14 protein-coding genes are annotated in these 20069 nt (G+C 35.2%); 6 read left to right on the forward strand and 8 right to left on the reverse strand.

Annotation, left to right across the window (positions count from 1 at the left end):
- Positions 1–151 precede the first annotated feature (151 nt).
- Complete coding sequence (locus tag BLV35_RS01010; RefSeq protein ID WP_091083419.1) at positions 152–853, reverse strand: hypothetical protein; 702 nt, start codon at positions 851–853, stop codon at positions 152–154.
- 439 nt (positions 854–1292) lie between these two features.
- On the opposite strand from BLV35_RS01010, the gene BLV35_RS01015 reads away from it, so the two are divergent.
- A complete protein-coding gene (locus tag BLV35_RS01015; RefSeq protein WP_091083421.1) occupies positions 1293–2825 on the forward strand; it encodes a CHRD domain-containing protein in 1533 nt (510 codons plus the stop codon).
- 191 nt (positions 2826–3016) lie between these two features.
- On the opposite strand, the gene BLV35_RS01020 is transcribed toward BLV35_RS01015, so the two are convergent.
- The 3 genes from BLV35_RS01020 to BLV35_RS01030 all read right to left on the reverse strand — a co-directional run bounded on the left by BLV35_RS01020 (position 3017) and on the right by BLV35_RS01030 (position 5434).
- A complete protein-coding gene (locus BLV35_RS01020) occupies positions 3017–3199 on the reverse strand; it encodes a hypothetical protein (RefSeq protein WP_091083424.1) in 183 nt (60 codons plus the stop codon).
- An 82-nt stretch (positions 3200–3281) separates the two neighbouring features.
- Positions 3282–3647 carry a hypothetical protein gene (locus BLV35_RS01025; protein ID WP_143031823.1) on the reverse strand — a complete coding sequence of 122 codons (366 nt, stop codon included), beginning with the start codon at positions 3645–3647 and terminating at the stop codon, positions 3282–3284.
- Between the two features lie 263 nt (positions 3648–3910).
- A complete protein-coding gene (locus BLV35_RS01030) occupies positions 3911–5434 on the reverse strand; it encodes a P-loop ATPase, Sll1717 family (protein ID WP_091083429.1) in 1524 nt (507 codons plus the stop codon).
- 454 nt (positions 5435–5888) lie between these two features.
- On the opposite strand from BLV35_RS01030, the gene BLV35_RS01035 reads away from it, so the two are divergent.
- The 4 genes from BLV35_RS01035 to serB all read left to right on the forward strand — a co-directional run bounded on the left by BLV35_RS01035 (position 5889) and on the right by serB (position 10904).
- On the forward strand, positions 5889–7214 hold the full coding sequence (locus BLV35_RS01035) for a trigger factor (RefSeq protein ID WP_091083432.1): 1326 nt from the start codon (positions 5889–5891) through the stop codon (positions 7212–7214).
- A gap of 310 nt (positions 7215–7524) precedes the next feature.
- The gene (clpP, locus tag BLV35_RS01040; RefSeq protein WP_091083434.1) at positions 7525–8199 is read left to right on the forward strand and encodes an ATP-dependent Clp endopeptidase proteolytic subunit ClpP; all 675 of its coding nucleotides are present in this window, start codon (positions 7525–7527) and stop codon (positions 8197–8199) included.
- A 72-nt stretch (positions 8200–8271) separates the two neighbouring features.
- A complete protein-coding gene (gene clpX, locus BLV35_RS01045) occupies positions 8272–9504 on the forward strand; it encodes an ATP-dependent Clp protease ATP-binding subunit ClpX (protein WP_091083437.1) in 1233 nt (410 codons plus the stop codon).
- A 164-nt stretch (positions 9505–9668) separates the two neighbouring features.
- Complete coding sequence (serB, locus tag BLV35_RS01050) at positions 9669–10904, forward strand: phosphoserine phosphatase SerB (RefSeq protein ID WP_091083440.1); 1236 nt, start codon at positions 9669–9671, stop codon at positions 10902–10904.
- Between the two features lie 177 nt (positions 10905–11081).
- Here the strand turns inward: serB and uraA are convergent, their stop codons facing one another.
- Positions 11082–12371 (reverse strand): uracil permease, encoded by a 1290-nt coding sequence (uraA, locus tag BLV35_RS01055; RefSeq protein WP_091083444.1) that lies wholly within the window; start codon positions 12369–12371, stop codon positions 11082–11084.
- A gap of 442 nt (positions 12372–12813) precedes the next feature.
- Positions 12814–14340, reverse strand: a complete 1527-nt coding sequence (locus BLV35_RS01060; protein WP_091083448.1) for a GH3 auxin-responsive promoter family protein — start codon at positions 14338–14340, stop codon at positions 12814–12816.
- A 200-nt stretch (positions 14341–14540) separates the two neighbouring features.
- Here BLV35_RS01060 and BLV35_RS01065 point away from each other — a divergent pair, with 200 nt between their 5' ends.
- Entirely contained in the window at positions 14541–15335 is a 795-nt protein-coding gene (locus BLV35_RS01065) for a DUF2797 domain-containing protein (protein WP_091083452.1), read from the forward strand.
- 48 nt (positions 15336–15383) lie between these two features.
- On the opposite strand, the gene BLV35_RS01070 is transcribed toward BLV35_RS01065, so the two are convergent.
- Both BLV35_RS01070 and sppA read right to left on the reverse strand, forming a co-directional pair.
- Entirely contained in the window at positions 15384–18002 is a 2619-nt protein-coding gene (locus BLV35_RS01070) for an AsmA-like C-terminal region-containing protein (RefSeq protein WP_091083456.1), read from the reverse strand.
- Positions 18003–18234: 232 nt separating this feature from the next.
- Positions 18235–19995, reverse strand: coding sequence for a signal peptide peptidase SppA (gene sppA, locus BLV35_RS01075; protein WP_091083459.1), 1761 nt, complete (start codon positions 19993–19995; stop codon positions 18235–18237).
- Positions 19996–20069: the final 74 nt, after the last annotated feature.

Raw genomic sequence — 20069 nt, forward strand, 5'->3', positions numbered from 1 at the left:
ATCTTTAGATAGGCCGCAATTTACGTTAATTAGATTTATTTTATAGGATTGCCATCGGTTTTGTTGGTATTAAGTCTAACGGTATTGTATATAAAAAGTGGATGAGTTTGTTGTTCTTTTAGTTTAATCGTATTTTAAAGTGAAATAGATTTTAGTACCGTTGAAATTCGTATTTATAATTTGTTGCATCTCTAAATTCGAAGTCAATATGTTTTTTATTGGCTAGTTTTTGAAGTTTTGAATATTCATAAAGTCGTATTGTGTCCATTCTAGTCCCCCCTATTTCTTTTGTGTAACCATTAGTAGAATACTGAATTTTTTCTGTCCAAGGCTCTTTGAGATCTTCGTTGTAATGAAGTCGTTTAATTTCTCTTCCTTTTGAATCGTAAAATACTGAATCAGTTAGTTTCATTGCATTTTCTGGATTTGGATCATTAGTTGGAAACATTTCCCAGCTGTTAGTCGTTATGACTTCTAGATTTCCAGTTTTATGATATTTTCGAATGAACCGTACCGCAGAATCCGATTCATACATGGTCTGTGTCTTCAGCTTATTTTTTAGATCGTATTTGTAAACTGAAAATTTTCTAACTACGCAAGTATCTTGTTTTTCGAAATAATCACAGTCGGTTTCCTTAATTTTTTTCCCGTTCTGATACGCTATGCTGACGATTCTATTGCTTCTTACATTTCCAAAGTTTCGTTCTAAGGTTTTATTTCCATTTTTATCAAATTCAACAACTCGACTTATAGTTGGACTAGTTTCATTGTTATTGTACTCCGTTATCGATTTAATTTTTGGAGAACATCCAAGTATGAAAGTCAGGAGTATTATTTGGAGTATTTTTTTCATAATAGTATAATGTGTGGATATGTCTGATCAAATACGACTAATCTACTTTTATGTATGCAGATTAGTCTTACAAGTGTTATCCTTTTTCATTCCCTCAAATATAACAATTATTCAGACAGAATATTGATTTTCTGTTTTAATGGGGAGCAAGAAACAGAAGGTCATTTTTTTTTAGTTTTATTAAGCGGTGTTTTGATTCTAAGGGTCCTTTTTCCTCGTGAATAGAAAGATATTTGGATGATTTACAGGTTATTATCAAACGATAAAAATCAATCTTTTTTGGCTTGTTGTTATTTGTGATGTTGCTTTTTGAGATTAAAATCGCTGCCTATTTTCATTCTGTTTTAAATTCTTTCCTTTCCTTTTTATTAAATAAATTAGGAAATCAAGCTTTTATTTATTTATATTTGTTTAACAATAACAAGAAAAACTTAAACAAATGAAAAATTTTAGAAAAAGCATTTTAGCGCTTGTGATGGTGATTCCCTTCGTCTTTAGTAGCTGTAGTAAGGATGATGCTCCCACGGTAACGATAGTCAATTCACAAGTCTACGATCTTGGTGCAGTTGGGAATTCAGGAATATCTGGAACAGCTAAGTTCATTGAAAACAGTGATGCAACTTTAAGTATAGAATTAGAATTACAAAATACTCCTCAAGGAGGTTCTCATCCAGCACACATCCACCTTAACACTGCTGCCGAGGGAGGAGGTATAGCGTTAACCTTAAAAGCAGTGGATGGAACCACTGGAAAAAGCACAACCACTTTTAAAACACTTGATGATGGTAGTGCCATTACTTACCAAGCGTTACTTGCTTTTGACGGATACATAAATGTTCATTTGAGCGCCGACAAATTAAGCACTTTAGTTGCGCAAGGTGACATTGGACAAAACGACCTTACTGGAGTTTCTAAAGTTTTTCCTTTGGGAAGTATTGCTGTTCCAGCAATATCTGGTACTGCGACATTTTACAAACGAGTGAATGGCGAAGCTTTGGCCGTTGTAAAGTTGAGTAATACTCCTGCTGGCGGTTTACATCCAGGTCATATCCATGCAAACACAGCTGCGCAAGGAGGGGGAATTGCTTTTACTTTTAATGCAGTGAATGGAGATACTGGAATTAGCACAACTAATGTGGCTAAGTTAGATAACGGTAGCGCTTTTGGCTACGATCAAGTACTTACTTATAATGGATATATTAATTTTCACAAAAGCGCGACTGAATTAAGTATCCTAGTAGCTCAAGGTGATATAGGTCAAAATGAGTTAACTGGTAAAAAAATGAGCTATGTTTTAGCCCAGAAAGACGTTCCAGGTATTAGTGGTACTGTTGAATTCGCTGAACGTGTTAATCAAACTACTTTAGTAACTATTAAACTTGTAGGTACTCCTGCAGGAGGAAGTCACCCTGCGCACATTCATGAGAATAATATTGCTACAACAGGTAATATCATTGTTGGTTTGAATCCTGTAAACGGAGATACGGGCATTAGCAAAACGCAAGTATCAGCTTTAGTGGGCGGTGCTGCAATCACCTACACTCAGTTTTTAACTCGTAACGCATACGTTAATGTTCATTTAAATGATGGTGCTGGTTTGTCTACTCTTGTTGCTCAAGGAAATATAGGTTCAAACGTGGGAAGTGCGGAAGCAAAAACATATAATGTTACGGCTAGTGGAACTACAGCTTATATTTTTAACGGTGAAGGGCTTACGAACTCTAGTAATCCAAACTTTACGTTTAAAAGGGGAGGTACATATACTTTTAATGTGACTGCTGCAGGGCACCCTTTCTATTTAAACTCTGTTCAAGGTACGGGAATTGCTAATGCATACAACTCTGGAGTTACAAATAACGGGGCGGTATCAGGATCAATTACGTTTACTGTTCCTATGAATGCACCAAACACGCTGTATTACAACTGTCAATTTCATGGTTCTATGTCTGGTACGATTACGATTACAAACTAATGTTAGTATTGAATATTTAATTATTAAAAAGGGGAGATGATAAAACATTTCCCCTTTTTTAATTTATGGAAAAGAAGAAACAGAAGTTCAGTTTCTTTAATTTTAGTGTAGTTTTTTGATTAGAAGCTTCGTTTTTACTCAGGAAGAGAAAGATATCGGGGTATTTAACAAGCTATTTATAAATCACCAAATCAATCTTTCTTATCTTGTTGTTCCGTGTGGTGTTGTTTTCTGAGAGCAGATTCGTCTTCGATGTTCATGCCGTTTGACATTCCTATCATAAAGGCAGTAATAAATAGCATTAGTTTTCTTTTTATCCAAAGAGTAGGTCGTTTAGAAGACTCTAAGCGTGTTTTATTGTTGTGTTTATACATGGTGTAAATGACAAATGATTAGACATTTTGTTATCATCGGTATGCAATAAATTGCATAAATGCTTAGAAAAGAGAATCTGTTCTAGGCTATGTATAAACTGAAATAAGGATTACTTGAAGTGATTGTTTCTCTCAAAAAAAGCTGTTGCGCTTTGATTGCGCTGATATTTTGATGCAATGCAATTCGGAATTTTAGAAGCACTCGTGTTTTAAGACTGCATATATCTTGCAATTGCAGCTGTGCAAAAGGAATTGGCAATGAAGTTTTCTCAGACGAAGTTATCTGATTGTATCGATAAGTTTTAGAGTTCCTAGAATCCTTTCTCTCCTGAGCGTAGGAAACTTGATCGTAAGCTGCTGTATTAGATTGAGAATCTAAAGTACAATCATTCACCATCAGGCCAAAAGCGAGAAAGAGCGAAATGAGATATTTTAAATACGTTTTCAATCTATTTAGTTTGAATGATCAATTTTAGTGTTACTTTTTGTAAAGGCCTAATTCTTGTTAGGAATTTGCGGCTAAAGTAGGATTTTTTTTGGTTTGCTACTATTTTTAAAAGTACGCATTTTGGACGGATTGTACATTTGTAATGTCGCCTACGTATAGTCATTACAAGAAACGAGAGTCATCTTAATTGCTCGATAATATGATGTTATTTTCTTGTGTCTTGTTGTTGCGGGCACAGATTTCAAATCCGCACTATCGGACTTTTAGAATTCAGTTCCGCATTCTATGCATGTATACTGCTTTTTATTGAAATCTCTATAAGCAAATGATTTACAAGTGTCGGTTTTGCATCGTCTTACTTTTTCAGCAATGAAATTTTCCATATTCATAGCATTACAAGCAAAGCGAGCCATTCTAATATCTGTAAAAGCATATTCGTTTACAGCTTTTTTTCCTTTTCTATTCACTAACCCTATTTTTCTTAGCAATTCTGACGAAGTCCATGGAAGTATAATATTCCTAATTGCAGGTGAGTCAGCAGCAACTTTCTTTGTGACTAGCTCTTCAATAGAAAAAGAGGTTCCGTTAACTTTAGCAAGATGATTTATATTGCTTTGACTTTGTAGAAATTCACTTACTTTTTCTTGACAAAATAGATCAATCGACTCGTTAACCACAGAAAGGTTAAAATGCTTGGAAGATTCATTTGCTTTGAACTGTTCAGACAGAATTCGATTACATATTCGAATACAATCTCTAGGGGAAAACTCTGAGAAAAGAATAGCTCTGCCGAGCCCTTTTTCGTTATCAAAGAGTGATGAAGCATCTTTAATTCTATTGGAGCTATATGCTGCTAATCGTTTGTTTAACATTGTTCTAATCTGAGAGAATTCCCATTTTAAGGTGAAAGCGAATATTCTATCTGGTCGTGCGTCTTTAGTACAAAAAGGTTTCAGAGCGTCCCACAAGAAGAACTTAAACCCCATTCCGTCTGTTTCTAATAATTCTAAATCTTTTATGAGTTCAGAGATAAATGCGTAGCTTGCTTTCGGGTCATTTCCCGTTAAGCTTTGTTCGTCAACTTTATCGACCAGAATGTATATAGTTGATAGTCCTAATCGATTTAGAAACTCTTTAATATTAATGAAATTATCTTTATGCGACATCTGTAGCTTTTTGTCTAAATCAATTTTTGAAATATCGATTTCTGCTCCCTTCGCTTTTGATATTGCTTTAATCACATTGGCAATAGGTTCTTTGAATTTATTCCAGATGTCTAAAGCGTGATCTTCAGCAGTTTTCAGTGAAGCAATAGCTTGTTTTGGAAACGAGGCAGGTGTTTCAAAAAGGTATATTCTACATAACTTATAGATAAATTGTCTTTCGCTAAAACTGAATTCAGAGGTGTATTGAAAGTCATTCATAGTGTGTAAGCGATTGAAGAATGACAAAAGCATTAGTCTATTTAAATATTCTAAGTGATACGACAAGCCGATTTCATTAATAGATTTAAAGCCTGATAAATCATGGTCAGTATATGTTATAGTCAGGATTTCATCATATTTTTCAGCCCTTTTTTCAATCATTAGCCTTTGAGCTGTTTTTCCACCGCCACGTGGGGCATAAACTATGTTGGAAACTGGTGCTGCTGGGTCACCCCAAACGTCTTCAAAGTAATCTGGATAGATGAAATATTGATCAATTAAATTGGTTTCTTTATCAGCGTTTGTGTATTGGAATGGGTTCTCATCGAGCCCAATGTGTTTAATATATTCCTTTTTTGTCATAAGTCATTTATAATTAATGAACTATATTTTTTATACATTTAGTTTTTTACTCTTTTGTTGAGTTTGTCTAACCCTAATTAGGTAGATTACTGAACGTTTAGTTTTATATCCAAATATATAAAATATTCTTACAAATAATCTCTAAAACACAAACGTAATTGTGTCTATGTCCCGCGTGAAGGATGGTAGTGAAAATCCTTTTATGTCATGGAGCGATAGCAGAATGATAAAAAAGATTGCAACGAACAGCCTGACCTCGTTGCAGGATAAACTTGTCGCTACCGCTAGTCGTACTGCAACGAGGACACGCCCAAAACAATCAAAACGCCCTTGATTTTAAACGGTAAAACACCATGAAAATTCGCACTGAAGGTTCGGTGGTAAAAAGTTTGTTTGGCTTCGAAAAATTTTATAATTTTGCACTCTGAATTTATAATGTAAAGTAAAGAAGAAGATGGATATCAAAAGAGTAGCAATAGACGCTGTAAACGAGACGATTGTAATTACAGTTGTACACATGGATTACAAAGGTCAAGTAGCAAAAAGAATAAACGAAAAAATGCCTTTGGCTACCGTTAAAGGATTTAGAAAAGGGGCTGTGCCTAAAGATCTTGTTGAAAAACAATACGGTCGCGCCATAAAAGTAGAAGAAGTTACTAAAGTGGTTGATTTAGCTTTAGAGCGTTTTTTACAATCAGAAAGATTAAACCTTTTAGGTTCTGCGCTTCCTAAAGTAAACGAAGATTTTTCTTGGGATGCGGAAGAATTGGTTTTTGAGTACGAAATTGGATTAGTTCCTGATTTTACTTTAGACTTAGAGGCTAAAAACGACATTGTGAAATATGTAGTTTCTGCTGATGCTAAATTAATCGACGGTCAAGTAGAGCGCATCCAAAAACAATTTGGTACTGCAGTTCCTCAAGAAGTAGTTGTAGCAGGTTCTGATTTAACTGGAACTTTCTCAAACGAAGAAAAAGGAATCAATAGCGGAACGACTGTTTCTTTGGATATTTTCAAAGACAAAGCGACTGCTGATAAATTCATCGGGAAAAAAGTAGGTGACGTTGTTACTGTAAACACTAACGGTTTATTTGAAGACGCTCATCAATTGATGGACGTGATGAAAGTAGGTCATGATGACGTTCACACACTTGCTGTAGATGTAGATTTTACAATCGAAGCAATCAACACAACAGAATTGGCTGAATTAAACCAAGAGTTGTTTGATAAACTTTTCGGAGAAGGAGCAGTAGCTTCTCTTGACGAATTGAAAGCTAAGATCAAAGAAGATGCTGAAACTCAATTTGCAACTCAAGCAGACCAAAAATTATTAGGAGATGTTACTGAGTTCTTAATCGAAAGCACAAAATTCGATTTGCCTTCAGCATTTCTTAAAAAATGGTTGCAAACTGTAGGAGAGAAAAAATTAACTCCTGAAGAAGCTGAGGTTGAATATGCACGTTCTGAAAAAGGATTGCGTTTTCAATTGATCGAAGGTAGAGCAATGGCTCAATCTGACATCAAAATCACTTTTGAAGACTTGAAAACTTTCACTACAAAAAATATCCGTCAACAAATGGCACAATACGGACAAACAAATCCTACGGACGAAGAAGTTCAAGGAATTGTTGCTAGAGTATTGTCTAACCAAGACGAAGTAAAAAGACTTTCTGATCAAGTTGTAGCTGAGAAATTGTTAGAATTGTTTAAAGAAAAAGCAAATCCAACAACTAAAGAAGTTACTTACGACGAATTTATTGCTGCGTCTTACGGAGAATAATTTCTAAAAAATTAAGTATATTTGAGCGTCAAAGGAAAATTCTTTTTGGCGCTCTTTTATTTCAATTAATTTGGGGAGCTAATCCAGTTATGCGTTACAAGTTTTTTCTTCCGCTTTAGTTTTTTAAAATTCTTGCAAGAGCTTCCTTTGGTCGCTTTACAAGAATAAAAAAACTAAAAACCGGAATTCAAAAAGCTTTTCACTGCTACCTGGGCTAAAAATAAGACAGTTTGACATCATTTATAAAGAGGTATGACCTTTGCATTAAAGAAGGCTACAGATATAACGTAAAACTTAGAACAAATAAAATATGAACTACGGTAAAGAATTTAAAAAGTTTGCTACAAAGGACCACGGGGTAAATGCCATGTATTACGATAAAATCGTTGCAGCAATGAATCCTACTAATATGACTCCATATATCATCGAAGAACGTCAATTGAATATCTCTCAATTAGATGTTTTCTCGAGATTGATGATGGACAGAATTATTTTCCTAGGAACAGGAATCGATGACCAAATTGCAAATATCGTTCAAGCACAATTATTATTCTTAGAAAGCGCTGATGCTTCTAAGGACATTCAAATTTATTTGAATTCTCCTGGAGGAAGTGTTTATGCAGGATTAGGAATTTATGACACGATGCAATACATCAAGCCAGACGTTGCTACAATTTGTACAGGTATGGCAGCTTCTATGGGAGCGGTTCTATTATGCGCAGGTGCTGAGGGAAAACGTTCAGCATTGCCACACTCAAGAGTAATGATTCACCAACCATCTGGAGGAGCACAAGGTGTTGCAACTGATATGGAAATCAACTTAAGAGAAATGTTGAAACTGAAAGATGAGTTGTATAAAATTATCTCTCACCACTCAGGACAAACATTTGAAAAAGTACATAACGATAGCGAACGTGACTATTGGATGATTGCTGATGAAGCAAAAGAATACGGAATGATTGATGAAGTTTTAAGAAGAGGATAATAAAATAGTTACAAGTTTAAAGTTTAAGGTTGCCACGGTAACTTTAAACGCTTAAACTTTAAACAATAAAAAATGGCGAAAGAAAAATTAGAATGCTCATTTTGCGGAAGGAAAAAACCAGACACCAATTTATTGATTGCTGGAATTGATGCGCACATATGCGATAAATGTATTGAGCAGGCACATGGAATTGTTTTAGAAGAATTGAAATCTAGTGGAAGTTCAAAATTAGTTGGGGATCTTATTTTAAAGAAACCAAAAGAAATTAGAGCGTTCTTAGATCAATATGTAATCGGACAAGACCAAACTAAAAAAGTAATGTCGGTTGCGGTTTACAATCACTACAAACGTTTAATGCAACAGCAGCTAGACGATGAGGTAGAGATTGAAAAAAGTAACATCATCATGGTGGGACAAACCGGAACTGGTAAAACATTAGTAGCTAAAACCATAGCTAAAATGCTTGACGTTCCTTTGGCTATTGTTGATGCGACTGTATTGACAGAAGCAGGTTATGTAGGGGAAGACGTTGAGAGTATCTTGACACGTTTGCTTCAAGCTGCTGATTATGATGTTGCCAAAGCAGAACGCGGAATCGTTTTTATCGACGAAATAGACAAAATTGCTCGTAAGAGTGACAACCCATCTATTACACGTGATGTTTCTGGTGAAGGAGTGCAACAAGCATTATTGAAATTATTAGAAGGAACGGTTGTAAACGTACCACCTAAAGGAGGACGTAAGCACCCAGACCAAAAATTTGTTGAGGTAAATACTCAAAATATCTTGTTTATCGCCGGTGGTGCTTTTGACGGAATCGAAAGAATTATTTCTAAAAGATTGAATCGTCAGGCAGTAGGATATTCGACATCAAAAAATGTGGATAATATTGACAAAGAGAATTTATTGCAATATATCATTCCTAAAGACATCAAAGATTTCGGATTGATTCCGGAGATCATTGGTCGTTTGCCGGTATTGACACACATGGATCCTTTAGACAGAGAAACCCTTCGTGCAATTTTGACTCAGCCTAAAAATGCGTTAATCAAACAATATCAAAAATTGTTTTTAATGGATGAGGTTGAATTTTCTATCACTGACGAAGCTTTAGATTTTATTGTTGATAAAGCATTAGAATACAAATTAGGAGCTCGTGGATTGCGTTCGTTATGCGAGGCGGTTTTAACAGATGCCATGTATGAATTACCAAGTTCAGATACTAAAGTATTAGAAATTGATAAGAACTATGCGATAGAAACTTTAAATAAGAATTTATTGAAGCGATTAGAAATTGCGTCATAGAAATTACATTTTTCTCAAAAACAATAGCCCGTTCATTCAATTGAGCGGGTTTTTTTGTGGGTAATTTGAACTATTTGTTATTGTTTGAAAAAAGGAAGGGGATTCTTTTTTATAAACAAATAGATTACCGATTTTTGTTACTTCTAAATCAATAGAGATATAAAATGGCAACAGAAGACAAAGAGATTATTTTATTAAAAGTTTCTGGACAGGATAAACCAGGTGTTACAGCTGGATTAACAGCAGTATTGGCTAACTATAATGCAATTGTTTTAGACATTGGACAAGCTGATATTCACGAAACACTGTCTTTAGGGATTTTATTCGAAATTGAAGCGGGTTCTACTTCTGCTCCCGTTTTAAAAGACTTGTTGTTTAAAGGATATGAATTAGGGATTAAAGTAAAGTTCGTTCCCATTACTATTGAGGATTACGAAAGCTGGGTGAAAACACAATCCAAACAACGGTATATCATTAATATTCTGGGAGAAACATTGGCTGCAAAGCAAATTGCTGCAGTGACTAAAATAATGTCCGACCAACATTTGAATATTGATTCGATAAAAAGATTAACCAGTAGAGCTTCTATTGTTGTTAAAGAAGAATATCCTCGTTCTTGTGTGCAGTTATCTGTGTCAGGTATTATGGAAAACAAGGCCTTAATGACGGCCAGTTTTATGGAAATCTCCAGAACTATGGATGTGGATATTTCTTTTCAAGAGGACAATATGTTTAGAAGAAACAGACGTTTGGTTTGTTTTGATATGGACTCGACTCTGATTCAAACCGAAGTAATTGATGAATTAGCTGATCTAGCTGGTGTAGGAGAGCAGGTAAGAGCGATTACAGAAGCGGCGATGAATGGCGAAATTGATTTTAAAGAAAGCTTTAAACAACGTATGGCTTTGTTAGAAGGCTTAAGCGAAGAAGTACTGCAAGGTGTCGCTGAAAATTTGCCGATTACAAAAGGAGCGCATCGCTTGATGAAAGCCTTGAAATATTACGGATATAAAACAGCTATTTTATCGGGAGGATTTACCTTCTTTGGTAAATACCTGCAAAAAGAATTGGGGATTGATTATGTTCATGCCAATGAATTAGAAATTGTAGATGGTAAATTAACTGGTAAGTATCTAGGCGAAATCGTTGATGGCGCAAAAAAAGCTGAATACTTAAGAGCGATTGCAGAAAAAGAAGGTATTCACATCAACCAAACGATTGCTGTTGGCGATGGTGCTAACGATTTACCAATGTTGAATTTAGCTGGTTTAGGAATTGCTTTTCATGCAAAACTTACAGTTAAAGAAAGTGCAGAAAGCTCTATTTCCAGCTTAGGCTTAGACGGTGTTTTATACTTGTTAGGATACCACGACAGGCATATTGATATGATGGAAATGTAACTATGTGATTAATCATATTCACATACTTTTATAAAAACAGAAAACCACTCAATTTGAGTGGTTTTCTTGTTTTAGTTTGGTTCTATTTGTTGAAGTACGTTGGTTCTATGCGAAGGTAACAAACTTGTGAAGTACATGGATTTTGACTTTCTAGGACATAAAAAACAAAGCAATTCATTAAGCCTCTTCGTTCATTACGCTAACCTTATCTAATAGCCAGAAGATTAATGACAGCAACACACCAACAATAGCCGCAAAAGCCATCCCTTTTAGTTGAACAGTTCCAAGAGTTATTCTGGCGCCGCTGACACCGATAATAAATGTAATAGCACCTAAAACCATATTTCGACTTTTGCTGAAATCGACTTTTTGTTCCACAAACATTCTCAAACCTTGTACTGCAATTACGCCATACAGCAACATGGTGATTCCGCCCATTACTGGAGTTGGAATGCTAGATATAGCGGCAGAAATTTTCCCGACAACCGAAAAAGCGATTGCCAAAAGTGCGGCTCCACGAATTACCCAAACGGAATACACGCCAGTGATGGCCATGACGCCTATGTTTTCACCATAAGTAGTATTGGGAGGTGAGCCCACCATACCAGATAAAACATTACTGATTCCATCGCCGAGTAGTGATCGGTGAAGACCTGGGTTTTCCATTAAATCAGTGTTGGTGATTTTGCCAGTTACGATCAAATGGCTTATGTGTTCGGCTAACACCACAATACAGGCAGGAGCAATAATAATGATGGCATTTATATCATAAACCGGAGCTTGAAATTTAGGTAGCGCAAACCAGGCTGCTTCACTGATTTTGGCAGTATCTACTAACCCCATAAAGAGCGCCAGAAAATAGCCTGCAACCACGGCAAAGAGAATTGGAATCACTTGCATAAAACCTCGGAATAGTACAGTTCCTATAATCCCGATGCCCAAAGTAAACATTGAAACCAGTATCACAGTACTATCGGAGACAAAAGGGGCAACAACGCTGCCTATGTCCGTTGACCATGGTGCAAGTCCCGCTTGCTGCGCCGCAACGGGAGCTAATTCTAAACCGATGATAGCAACGACTGCACCCATTACTGCTGGAGGCATTACTACGTCAATCCATTTTATACCCCATTTTTTCACAACAAAAGAGATAGCGACAAAAAACAACCCGAAAAATATAAATCCAGATTGCGCGTGTCCAAAACCACCGTAGCTACTGATGATTAGAGAAGCGGGTGCAATAAAGGCAAAACTCGATCCCAAGTAAGCTGGAATACCACCTTTGGTTACCCAAGTATAAATTAAAGTTCCAATTCCGTTCATCAACAAGGCAATAGCGGGGTCGACACCTAATAAAATCGGAACTAATATTGTTGCGCCAAACATGGCGGTAAGATGCTGAAAACTAAGAGGTATGCTTTCCAGTATGGAAGGTTTTTCGTGAATACCAATAATTTTTTTGGCCATTGTTATAGTATTTAAAAGATAGGATTTGAGAGTTTTTCTAATTAGAGAAATCTTTTCAACGAGATATTGAAGTTGCAAACTTAGTCTATTTTTTACTTTTTTACGATTGACTGTAAATGAAGGGTAGTAGACGGATTCAGTTTGTCAATTAGGCGAATTTGTCCGTTGTTATTTTTGAATATTTCCTTCGTAATCGGAAGGATATAAAATAAATAAGTCCCATGTCGTTATAAAATGACACAGGACTTATTTATTTTATTGCTGTTTTTAGCTTGTATTATTATCCGACATTTTTAATGGGTATGCTCTTTTCAGGCTGTGCCAATTCTAATTGTTGTGGACTGTTGCAAATTCCGCGTGCGCCACAACCCATGCGGTGCGGTCCACAGGAACTGAGGAGAAGTAGTGCTGTTAAGATGTAAAATAATTTTCTCATCATTCTTTAGCATAATATTTTAACCTGCATATTTTTTAATTGTTCCAAATAATCTCTTTGGTTAGATAATCTTGGAATTTTATGTTGTCCGCCCAATTTATCTTTTTCCTTTAGCCAGTCGTAAAACAAATTCTTGCGGGCTACATTAATAATTAACGGATTTAAGGTCATGTTATTGCGACGTTTGGCCTCGTAATCAGAATTTAGGTTTTGTAATGTTTCGTCTAATATATTTCGGAAAGTGTCAATGCATTTTGGCACTTCTTTAAATTCAATCATCCATTCATGTGCTCCTTTTTCTTTGTCAATCATGAAAACCGGGGCAACGGTGTAATCTACGACTTCGTTCTGGGTCATTTTACAGGCTTTGGCAATAGCCACATCTGTATTTTCGACCATTAACTCTTCTCCAAATACGTTGATGTGGTGTTTTGTTCTTCCTGTCACTCGAATGCGGTAAGGGCTTAAAGAAGTGAAGCGAACTGTGTCACCAATCAGATAACGCCATAAACCAGAATTAGTCGTGATGACAATCGCATAATTTTTAAAAATTTCTACATCAGCTAAACGAACCGCCTTTTGATTAGGTGTTCCAAAAGTATCCATTGGGATAAATTCATAGAAGATTCCGTAATCAAGCATTAACAATAGATCACTAGAATTATTGAGGTCCTGAATGGCGAAAAATCCTTCGGAAGCATTGTATATTTCGTAATATTTAAAATCCTTTTTAGGGAGTATTTTTTGGTATTGTTCGCGGTACGGTTCAAAATTCACACCGCCATGGAAATAAACTTCGAGGTTTGGCCAAATTTCAAGCAGGTTTCCTTTTCCCGTTTCCTCGAGCATTTTATTCATTAAAACTAACATCCAGGAAGGGACTCCGGCAAAACTGGTTACATTTTCTTTTTTGGTTTCATTAATAATAGCGGCAATTTTTGATTCCCATTCACTCATGAGTGAAATCCTATTACTCGGTGTGCTGCTGAATTCAGCCCAAATAGGCATGTTCTCAATTAGAATCGCAGATAAATCACCAAAGAAAGTATTGTTGTCCTCGTATATTTGAGAGCTACCTCCCAAACGAAGACTTTTACCTGTAAAGAGTTCGGAGTTTTCATTATTGTTCAAATACATGCACAGTAAATCCTTACTTCCTTTATAATGACAATCTTCCAGAGCCTCTGGGCTTACCGGAATAAATTTGCTTTTGGCATTAGTCGTTCCGCTTGATTTTGCAAACCATTTAATAGGGGTTTCCCAAAATAGATTTTGTTCCCCGTTGCGGGTGCGTTCGATCAAGGGTTGAAATTCTTCATACGTACTGATAGGAATCCTTTCGGCAAAAGTAGCGTAGGAATTTATGGAAGCATAGTCATATTCCTTACCTAGCCCTGTATTTTTTGCAGATTGAATTAAGTTCATAAGTAACTCATCCTGTACCTCATTTGGGTATTTCAGGAAAAGTTCAATCTGATGGATTCGTTGTTTTAGAACCCAAGAGGCAAATGAATTTATTAATTGAATTGGCATTTTTAAAGGTTGGGTTTTAGGATTGGCTTTTTAGAATTAGCATTTGAATATCAAATAACAAATACTAACTTTACAACGTTATCAAAAATAGTAAAAAATTATAGAATTCCTAACGATTGCCTATCATTTCAAGCTATGAAATAGGCAGTTCTAAAAAATCCATCTATTAAAGATAAAAAATATAATCCACAATCAAACTTATGCAATACGAAGGAGTACTTACTAAAATGCAAACTGAATTCGGGAATCCAATTCAATATTATTTAGTTTTTGAAGACAGTTTTTTAAATGTGAATCAATTATTGGATAAAAACCTTGAAATCAATTTCGTGGGATACCAATGTTTGAATTGTAAAAAGAAGAAAAAAATATTCCGTCAGGGATTTTGTTACGATTGTTTTTATTCGAGTGCGGCAGTCGGGGATTGGATTATGAAACCGGAGCTGAGTACTGCTCATCTCGGGATCCAAGATAGAGATTTAGGGTATGAGGAAAAAGTGCAACTACAACCTCATATTGTTTATTTAGCCCTGTCTAGTGAGGTCAAAGTAGGGGTGACTCGGAAAACACAGGTGCCTACGCGATGGATTGATCAAGGCGCAAATGAAGCTATCTCTATTGTGGAAGTGCCTAATCGCTATTTAGCAGGAATCACAGAGGTAGCATTAAAAAATCATTATGCTGATAAAACCAACTGGCGTAAGATGTTAACCAATAACGTAGAACACGTTGATTTAGTAGCTGAAAGATTAAAACTTGAAAATTTAATTCCGTCAGAAGTACAGGAGTATTTCTTTTTGAATAAAAATGATTTATACGAAATGCATTATCCAGTGTTGGAATACCCAACAAAAGTAAAAAGTTTAAGTTTAGAAAAGACGCCCAATTTCACGGGGAAATTAACTGGAATAAAAGGGCAGTATCTTTTATTTGAAGATGGCACCGTTTTTAACATCCGTAGCTCCGAGGGATACGTTGTAACGGTTACAGTGTAATGAAAAAAGGCCCGAAAGTTTACCTTCGGGCCTTTTTTTAGAAATAATTTATGGGGTTTTTGGTTCTTCCTCTGCTTTTTTAGGTTGCTTTAATAAGCCATTCAGCAAATTAGTTGCTTTCGTTTTAATTTGTTCTTGCGCTTGCACTTTAACAGCTTCCTTTGTGGCTGGAATTACCGTTTGTGTCGTGTCGGTTGGTTTTTTGTTTTTAGTGATAAAATCACTTAAAGCAGAATTCCCTTGAGTTAATAATCGCTCTTTCTGTTGCTGTACCAATTGATTGGTCAGATTGGTTACTGCAGTTTTAATATCAGTAGATATTTTCGGACTAGTAAAATTCCCGGTCAATGAAGCATTAACTGGAATGTTCTCTAATTTAGCTGCTTCTGCCGGAGTCAGTCTTGCGATTAGCGCATTGGCTTCTGTTCCTAAATATTTAGCAGGTACATCAAATTTGATATTGTAGTTCATAGTTTGGTCAAAACCATGCGTTCCTCCTATAGTTGCTTTAATATCTTTATAATTGATGTTAAAAGGTTTTACGCTTACCACTCCGTCCTTAAAAGTAATAGCCGCTTTTAGATCATTTAAATCGATTTTACTAACGTCAATGAATTTTAAATTAGAACCTAATGCAGTCAATAAAGTGGAATTGGTAGAATTTAGAGTTGTCGAAAGTAGTTGTCCCAATAAATCCCCCGTTAATGTTTTTAAATCAGGTCTCATGGCAGTGGCGTCAAGATTTCCGTTCAGTTTGATTGTGGAATTTAATTTACCATTGATAATTCCTGCTATAGGAGCCAGTTTTTTCAACATATCCAATTGGGTAAATGACTTTGCAATATCCACTTGCTTCAGCGAAAGGTCCATGTTGAAAGTAGGTACTTTTTCTTTTGTAGAAACAGTTCCATTTAAGCCGATGACTCCATCGAAAACAGACGTTTTTATGTTTTCCATTGTTAGCTTCTCGTCCTTAATAATCAATTTTCCAGATACGTCTTTCAATGTTAAATTATCATACAATACCGTATTAGCTTTGGCGGTAAGAGAGGCATTTAAAAAGGCAGGGATTTTCATCGCTTCTGTTTTTGTGTCCGCTTTACCAGCTTCTGCTGTAGTCATGAAATCGCTAACGTCTAACTGATTTGAATTCAGATTGAAATTTCCTTTCAACTCTTGGTTCTTAAAAATAAAGCCATAAAAGTTTTCTAAAATTCCAGTAACACTTAAGTCACTTTTTCCTGTTGTAGCGTCAAATTGCTTTAAATTTACCTGACTAGGGTTAAACTGAATCAAGGCGTTGCTAATGTTCATTGTTTTACCATTTTCATCTGCATATTTAAAACCAGATAAACTCATGGTACCTGCATTCTTGATATTCTCATATTGGCTTTTCTCCACAGACAACATGTCAAATTTAGTAGTTACATCCGCTTTTAAAACTCCAGTTAATGGCTTTTCTAATTTTATAGGATAAGCTTTTGATACATTTGCTAGGTTGATTGTTCCCTTTAATACAGCATCGACAAGTGCATTTTTAGTAACATTTTTAATGTTTGCTTTCGCATTAAAAACATCTTGATCTATTCTAAAAGACAGTTTGTCAAGATTGATATAGGTGTCGTTTAAAATTCCAGTTTCATTTATAATTTTACTGTCGATTATGATATTTTGAATTGATTTTGGTAAATCAGGATACTGAACAGAAGCATTGTTTGAAGCGATGTCGATATTGAATTTTGGTACCGTTGTATCTGAATACAATCCTTTTGCAAAACCAACCACAGTGAAATCACCTGTTGTCTTTACATTATCTAAATTTGCAGCGTATACTGCGGGGATAATTCCAAGGAAATTTTTAAAGGAGGATGTAGGTGTTTTGAATTTTAAATCATATTCCTGACCAGCATCAACGAGTTGAATAAACCCATCAAATTCTAACGGCAATTGATTGATTAATGCTTTGTTTTCTTTGAAAGTATATTTGCTATTTTCTAAATCTATCCCTAAAACGGCGTCTAATGTCAAGGAAACATTTTGCATATAGTTGACCTTATCCATGTCAAGGGTCATTTTTGCGGTAGATTTTGTAACCAAATCCAATTTTGAGGCTGCAAAGTCACCAGTTCCTTCATGGTTTATACTGTCAATCACCATTTTTATTTTGGAGCTTTCGTCAAAGTACTTGAACTTGAAGTTTTCAAGCTCATACTTTTGAATGTTTAGCGTCAACGGTTTACTCGCAGTACTAGCTTCATCATTTTTTATGGCAATGTCATAATTTCCAATTCCGTCCTTGTTGAATATAATGTTTATCATACCATTTTTTGTAGCTATTCCTTGAATATCCATGGCTTCGTCTTTTCCTTTAAAAAGTTCCTTAATAGACATCTTTAAATCTATTTCTCCTATTGACGCTAATGTATCGCCTTCAAAAGGCGCTTTGTTAATAATGTTCAATTTGTACAAAGTAACATTAGCATTGGGGAAATTTTTAAAGAGACTCAAATCAGCATCTTCAAAACTGACTTTTGCATCTACTTTTTTATTTATCGCTTCTGTAATTTTAGCTTTTATTTGATCCTTGAAAAAATAAGGAACTGCAAATAAAGTTACCGCAAGGAGAACAAATATACTTCCGATTATTTTTAAAATTTTACTTAGCATATGTTTTTAGATGTTTTATTTTTAGGTGATATAGCAAATATGTTGCCGTACTTTATTTACAAAAATAACATTTTATGAATTAGAGATACTTTAAAGTTTTCATAAATAATGTATTACTCCTTTTTCATTATATAAGAACTGACAAATTCTATAAAAATACTAATTGGTAAAAGCATAAAAAAATCCGTTTGAAAAGAGATCAAACGGATTTAGTTTTTAAAGCTATCTTACCTTATTGAATGTTTATTTCAAATGGCATTGCCATTTGGACTCCTTTTTGAGATTTTATCTTTTTTATTTCTTGTAATATTTTGTAGTTTTCTTCTCCAATTTCTTCTTTTATAAAGTTCTCTTTGGATTGTGAAAAAGGGAAGCCGGCAAAAAGATCATTTAAATCTTTTTTGTATTCAGGATAGTTCTGTGTTTTGTAGCTTTTTACTTTTGCTAAAACTGCTGCTTCGCGTATTGCATCGTCAAGACCTCCAATTTTATCAACGAGACCAAGTTTAATAGCTTCTGAACCTGCCCAAACTCTTCCTTGCGCAATGGAGTCTACTTGCGCAAAAGTCATTTTTCGACCTTCAGCTACATGAGTTACAAATGTTTTGTAAATATGTTCTACACCTTCCAGAGTTACCGCTTTAAATTTTTCGTCCAATGGAACAAATGGGCTATAGTTAGCAGAATTTTCATGTGTTTTTACCTGCTGTGTATGGATACCAAGTTTTGTTGTCAATTGACTAAAGTTTGGTAATATTCCAAAAACACCTATAGAACCGGTGATAGTGTTGTTTTGTGCAAAAATAGTATTGGCATTACAAGCAATATAATACCCTCCCGAAGCAGCATAATTACCCATAGATACAACTATAGGTTTTACTTTTTTAGTAAGTTCTATTTCTCTCCAAATTAGATCTGATGTAAGTGCGCTTCCTCCAGGACTGTCAATACGAAGTACAATCGCTTTTACATCTTTGTTTTTTCTTGCTTCCTGCAAAGAGCGACGCATCGATCCTTCTCCTATAGTGTTGACATCGCCTTCACCACTTTGAATTTCTCCCTGTGCATAGATAACGGCAATTTGATTTTTTGAATCTGTACTTATGCCAGTGGTAGTCATCTTTTTTGTGTAGTCAAAGATGCTTACTTTGTTGTAATCTTCGTCTTTCTCCACTTTTAACGCTTTTCTGATAGCATCATGATAGACATCTTCATAGGCTATAATATCGACTAGTTTTTGCTCTTTCGCCATTTCTGGAGTTCGAGCAAGAAGACCATTTGCAATTTCATTAAGTTTATCAACTGAGACATTTCTACTTTTCGAAATATCGGCTGTAACTGAATTCCAAACAGAATTTAACAGTGCGGTGACTTGTTCTCTATTGGCATCACTCATTTCATTTTCAAGGAAAGGTTCTACGGCACTTTTGTATTTTCCGTGGCGTATCACTTCCATTTTTACTCCAGTTTTTTCCTGAAGGTCCTTGAAAAACATCAGTTCAGCAGACAATCCTTTGAAATCCATATCTCCTACAGGATTTATATAGATAGGGCTAGCAACTGAATTCAGATAATATTCTTTTTGGGTGTAGGAATTGGCATAAGCCATGACAAACTTCCCTGATTTTTTAAAACTTTCTAATTCATCTCTCAAAGCTTTGCTTTGGGCCATTCCTAAGGTAGATTGATTATTTAAGATGGATATACCTTTAATATCATCGTCTGTTTTAGCCTCTTCTATCGCTTTTATAACATCGCTTAGTCCAACGCTTTTTTTATCGGCAAAAATAGTGATCCAAGGATCTTCATATTTTCCGGCGTAATCATACTTGATATCTTCGAGATTTAATTCGATTACAGAATTATTTTTGACTTTTATCGTTTCGGAATCACCACCAAAGACTGCTCCGATAATTAGTATTCCAAAAAAGAACAACATAAAAAAAATAAATAGACCGATAATGGTCGCCAATACATTTCCTAAAAACTTCATAATTATATTTTTATTTATTAGTAGCGAAAAATGTAGAATCGTTACAGATTTACATTTAGAAAAACTGAAATTAG

This window comes from Flavobacterium gillisiae (assembly GCF_900107635.1).
Lineage (GTDB): Bacteria > Bacteroidota > Bacteroidia > Flavobacteriales > Flavobacteriaceae > Flavobacterium > Flavobacterium gillisiae.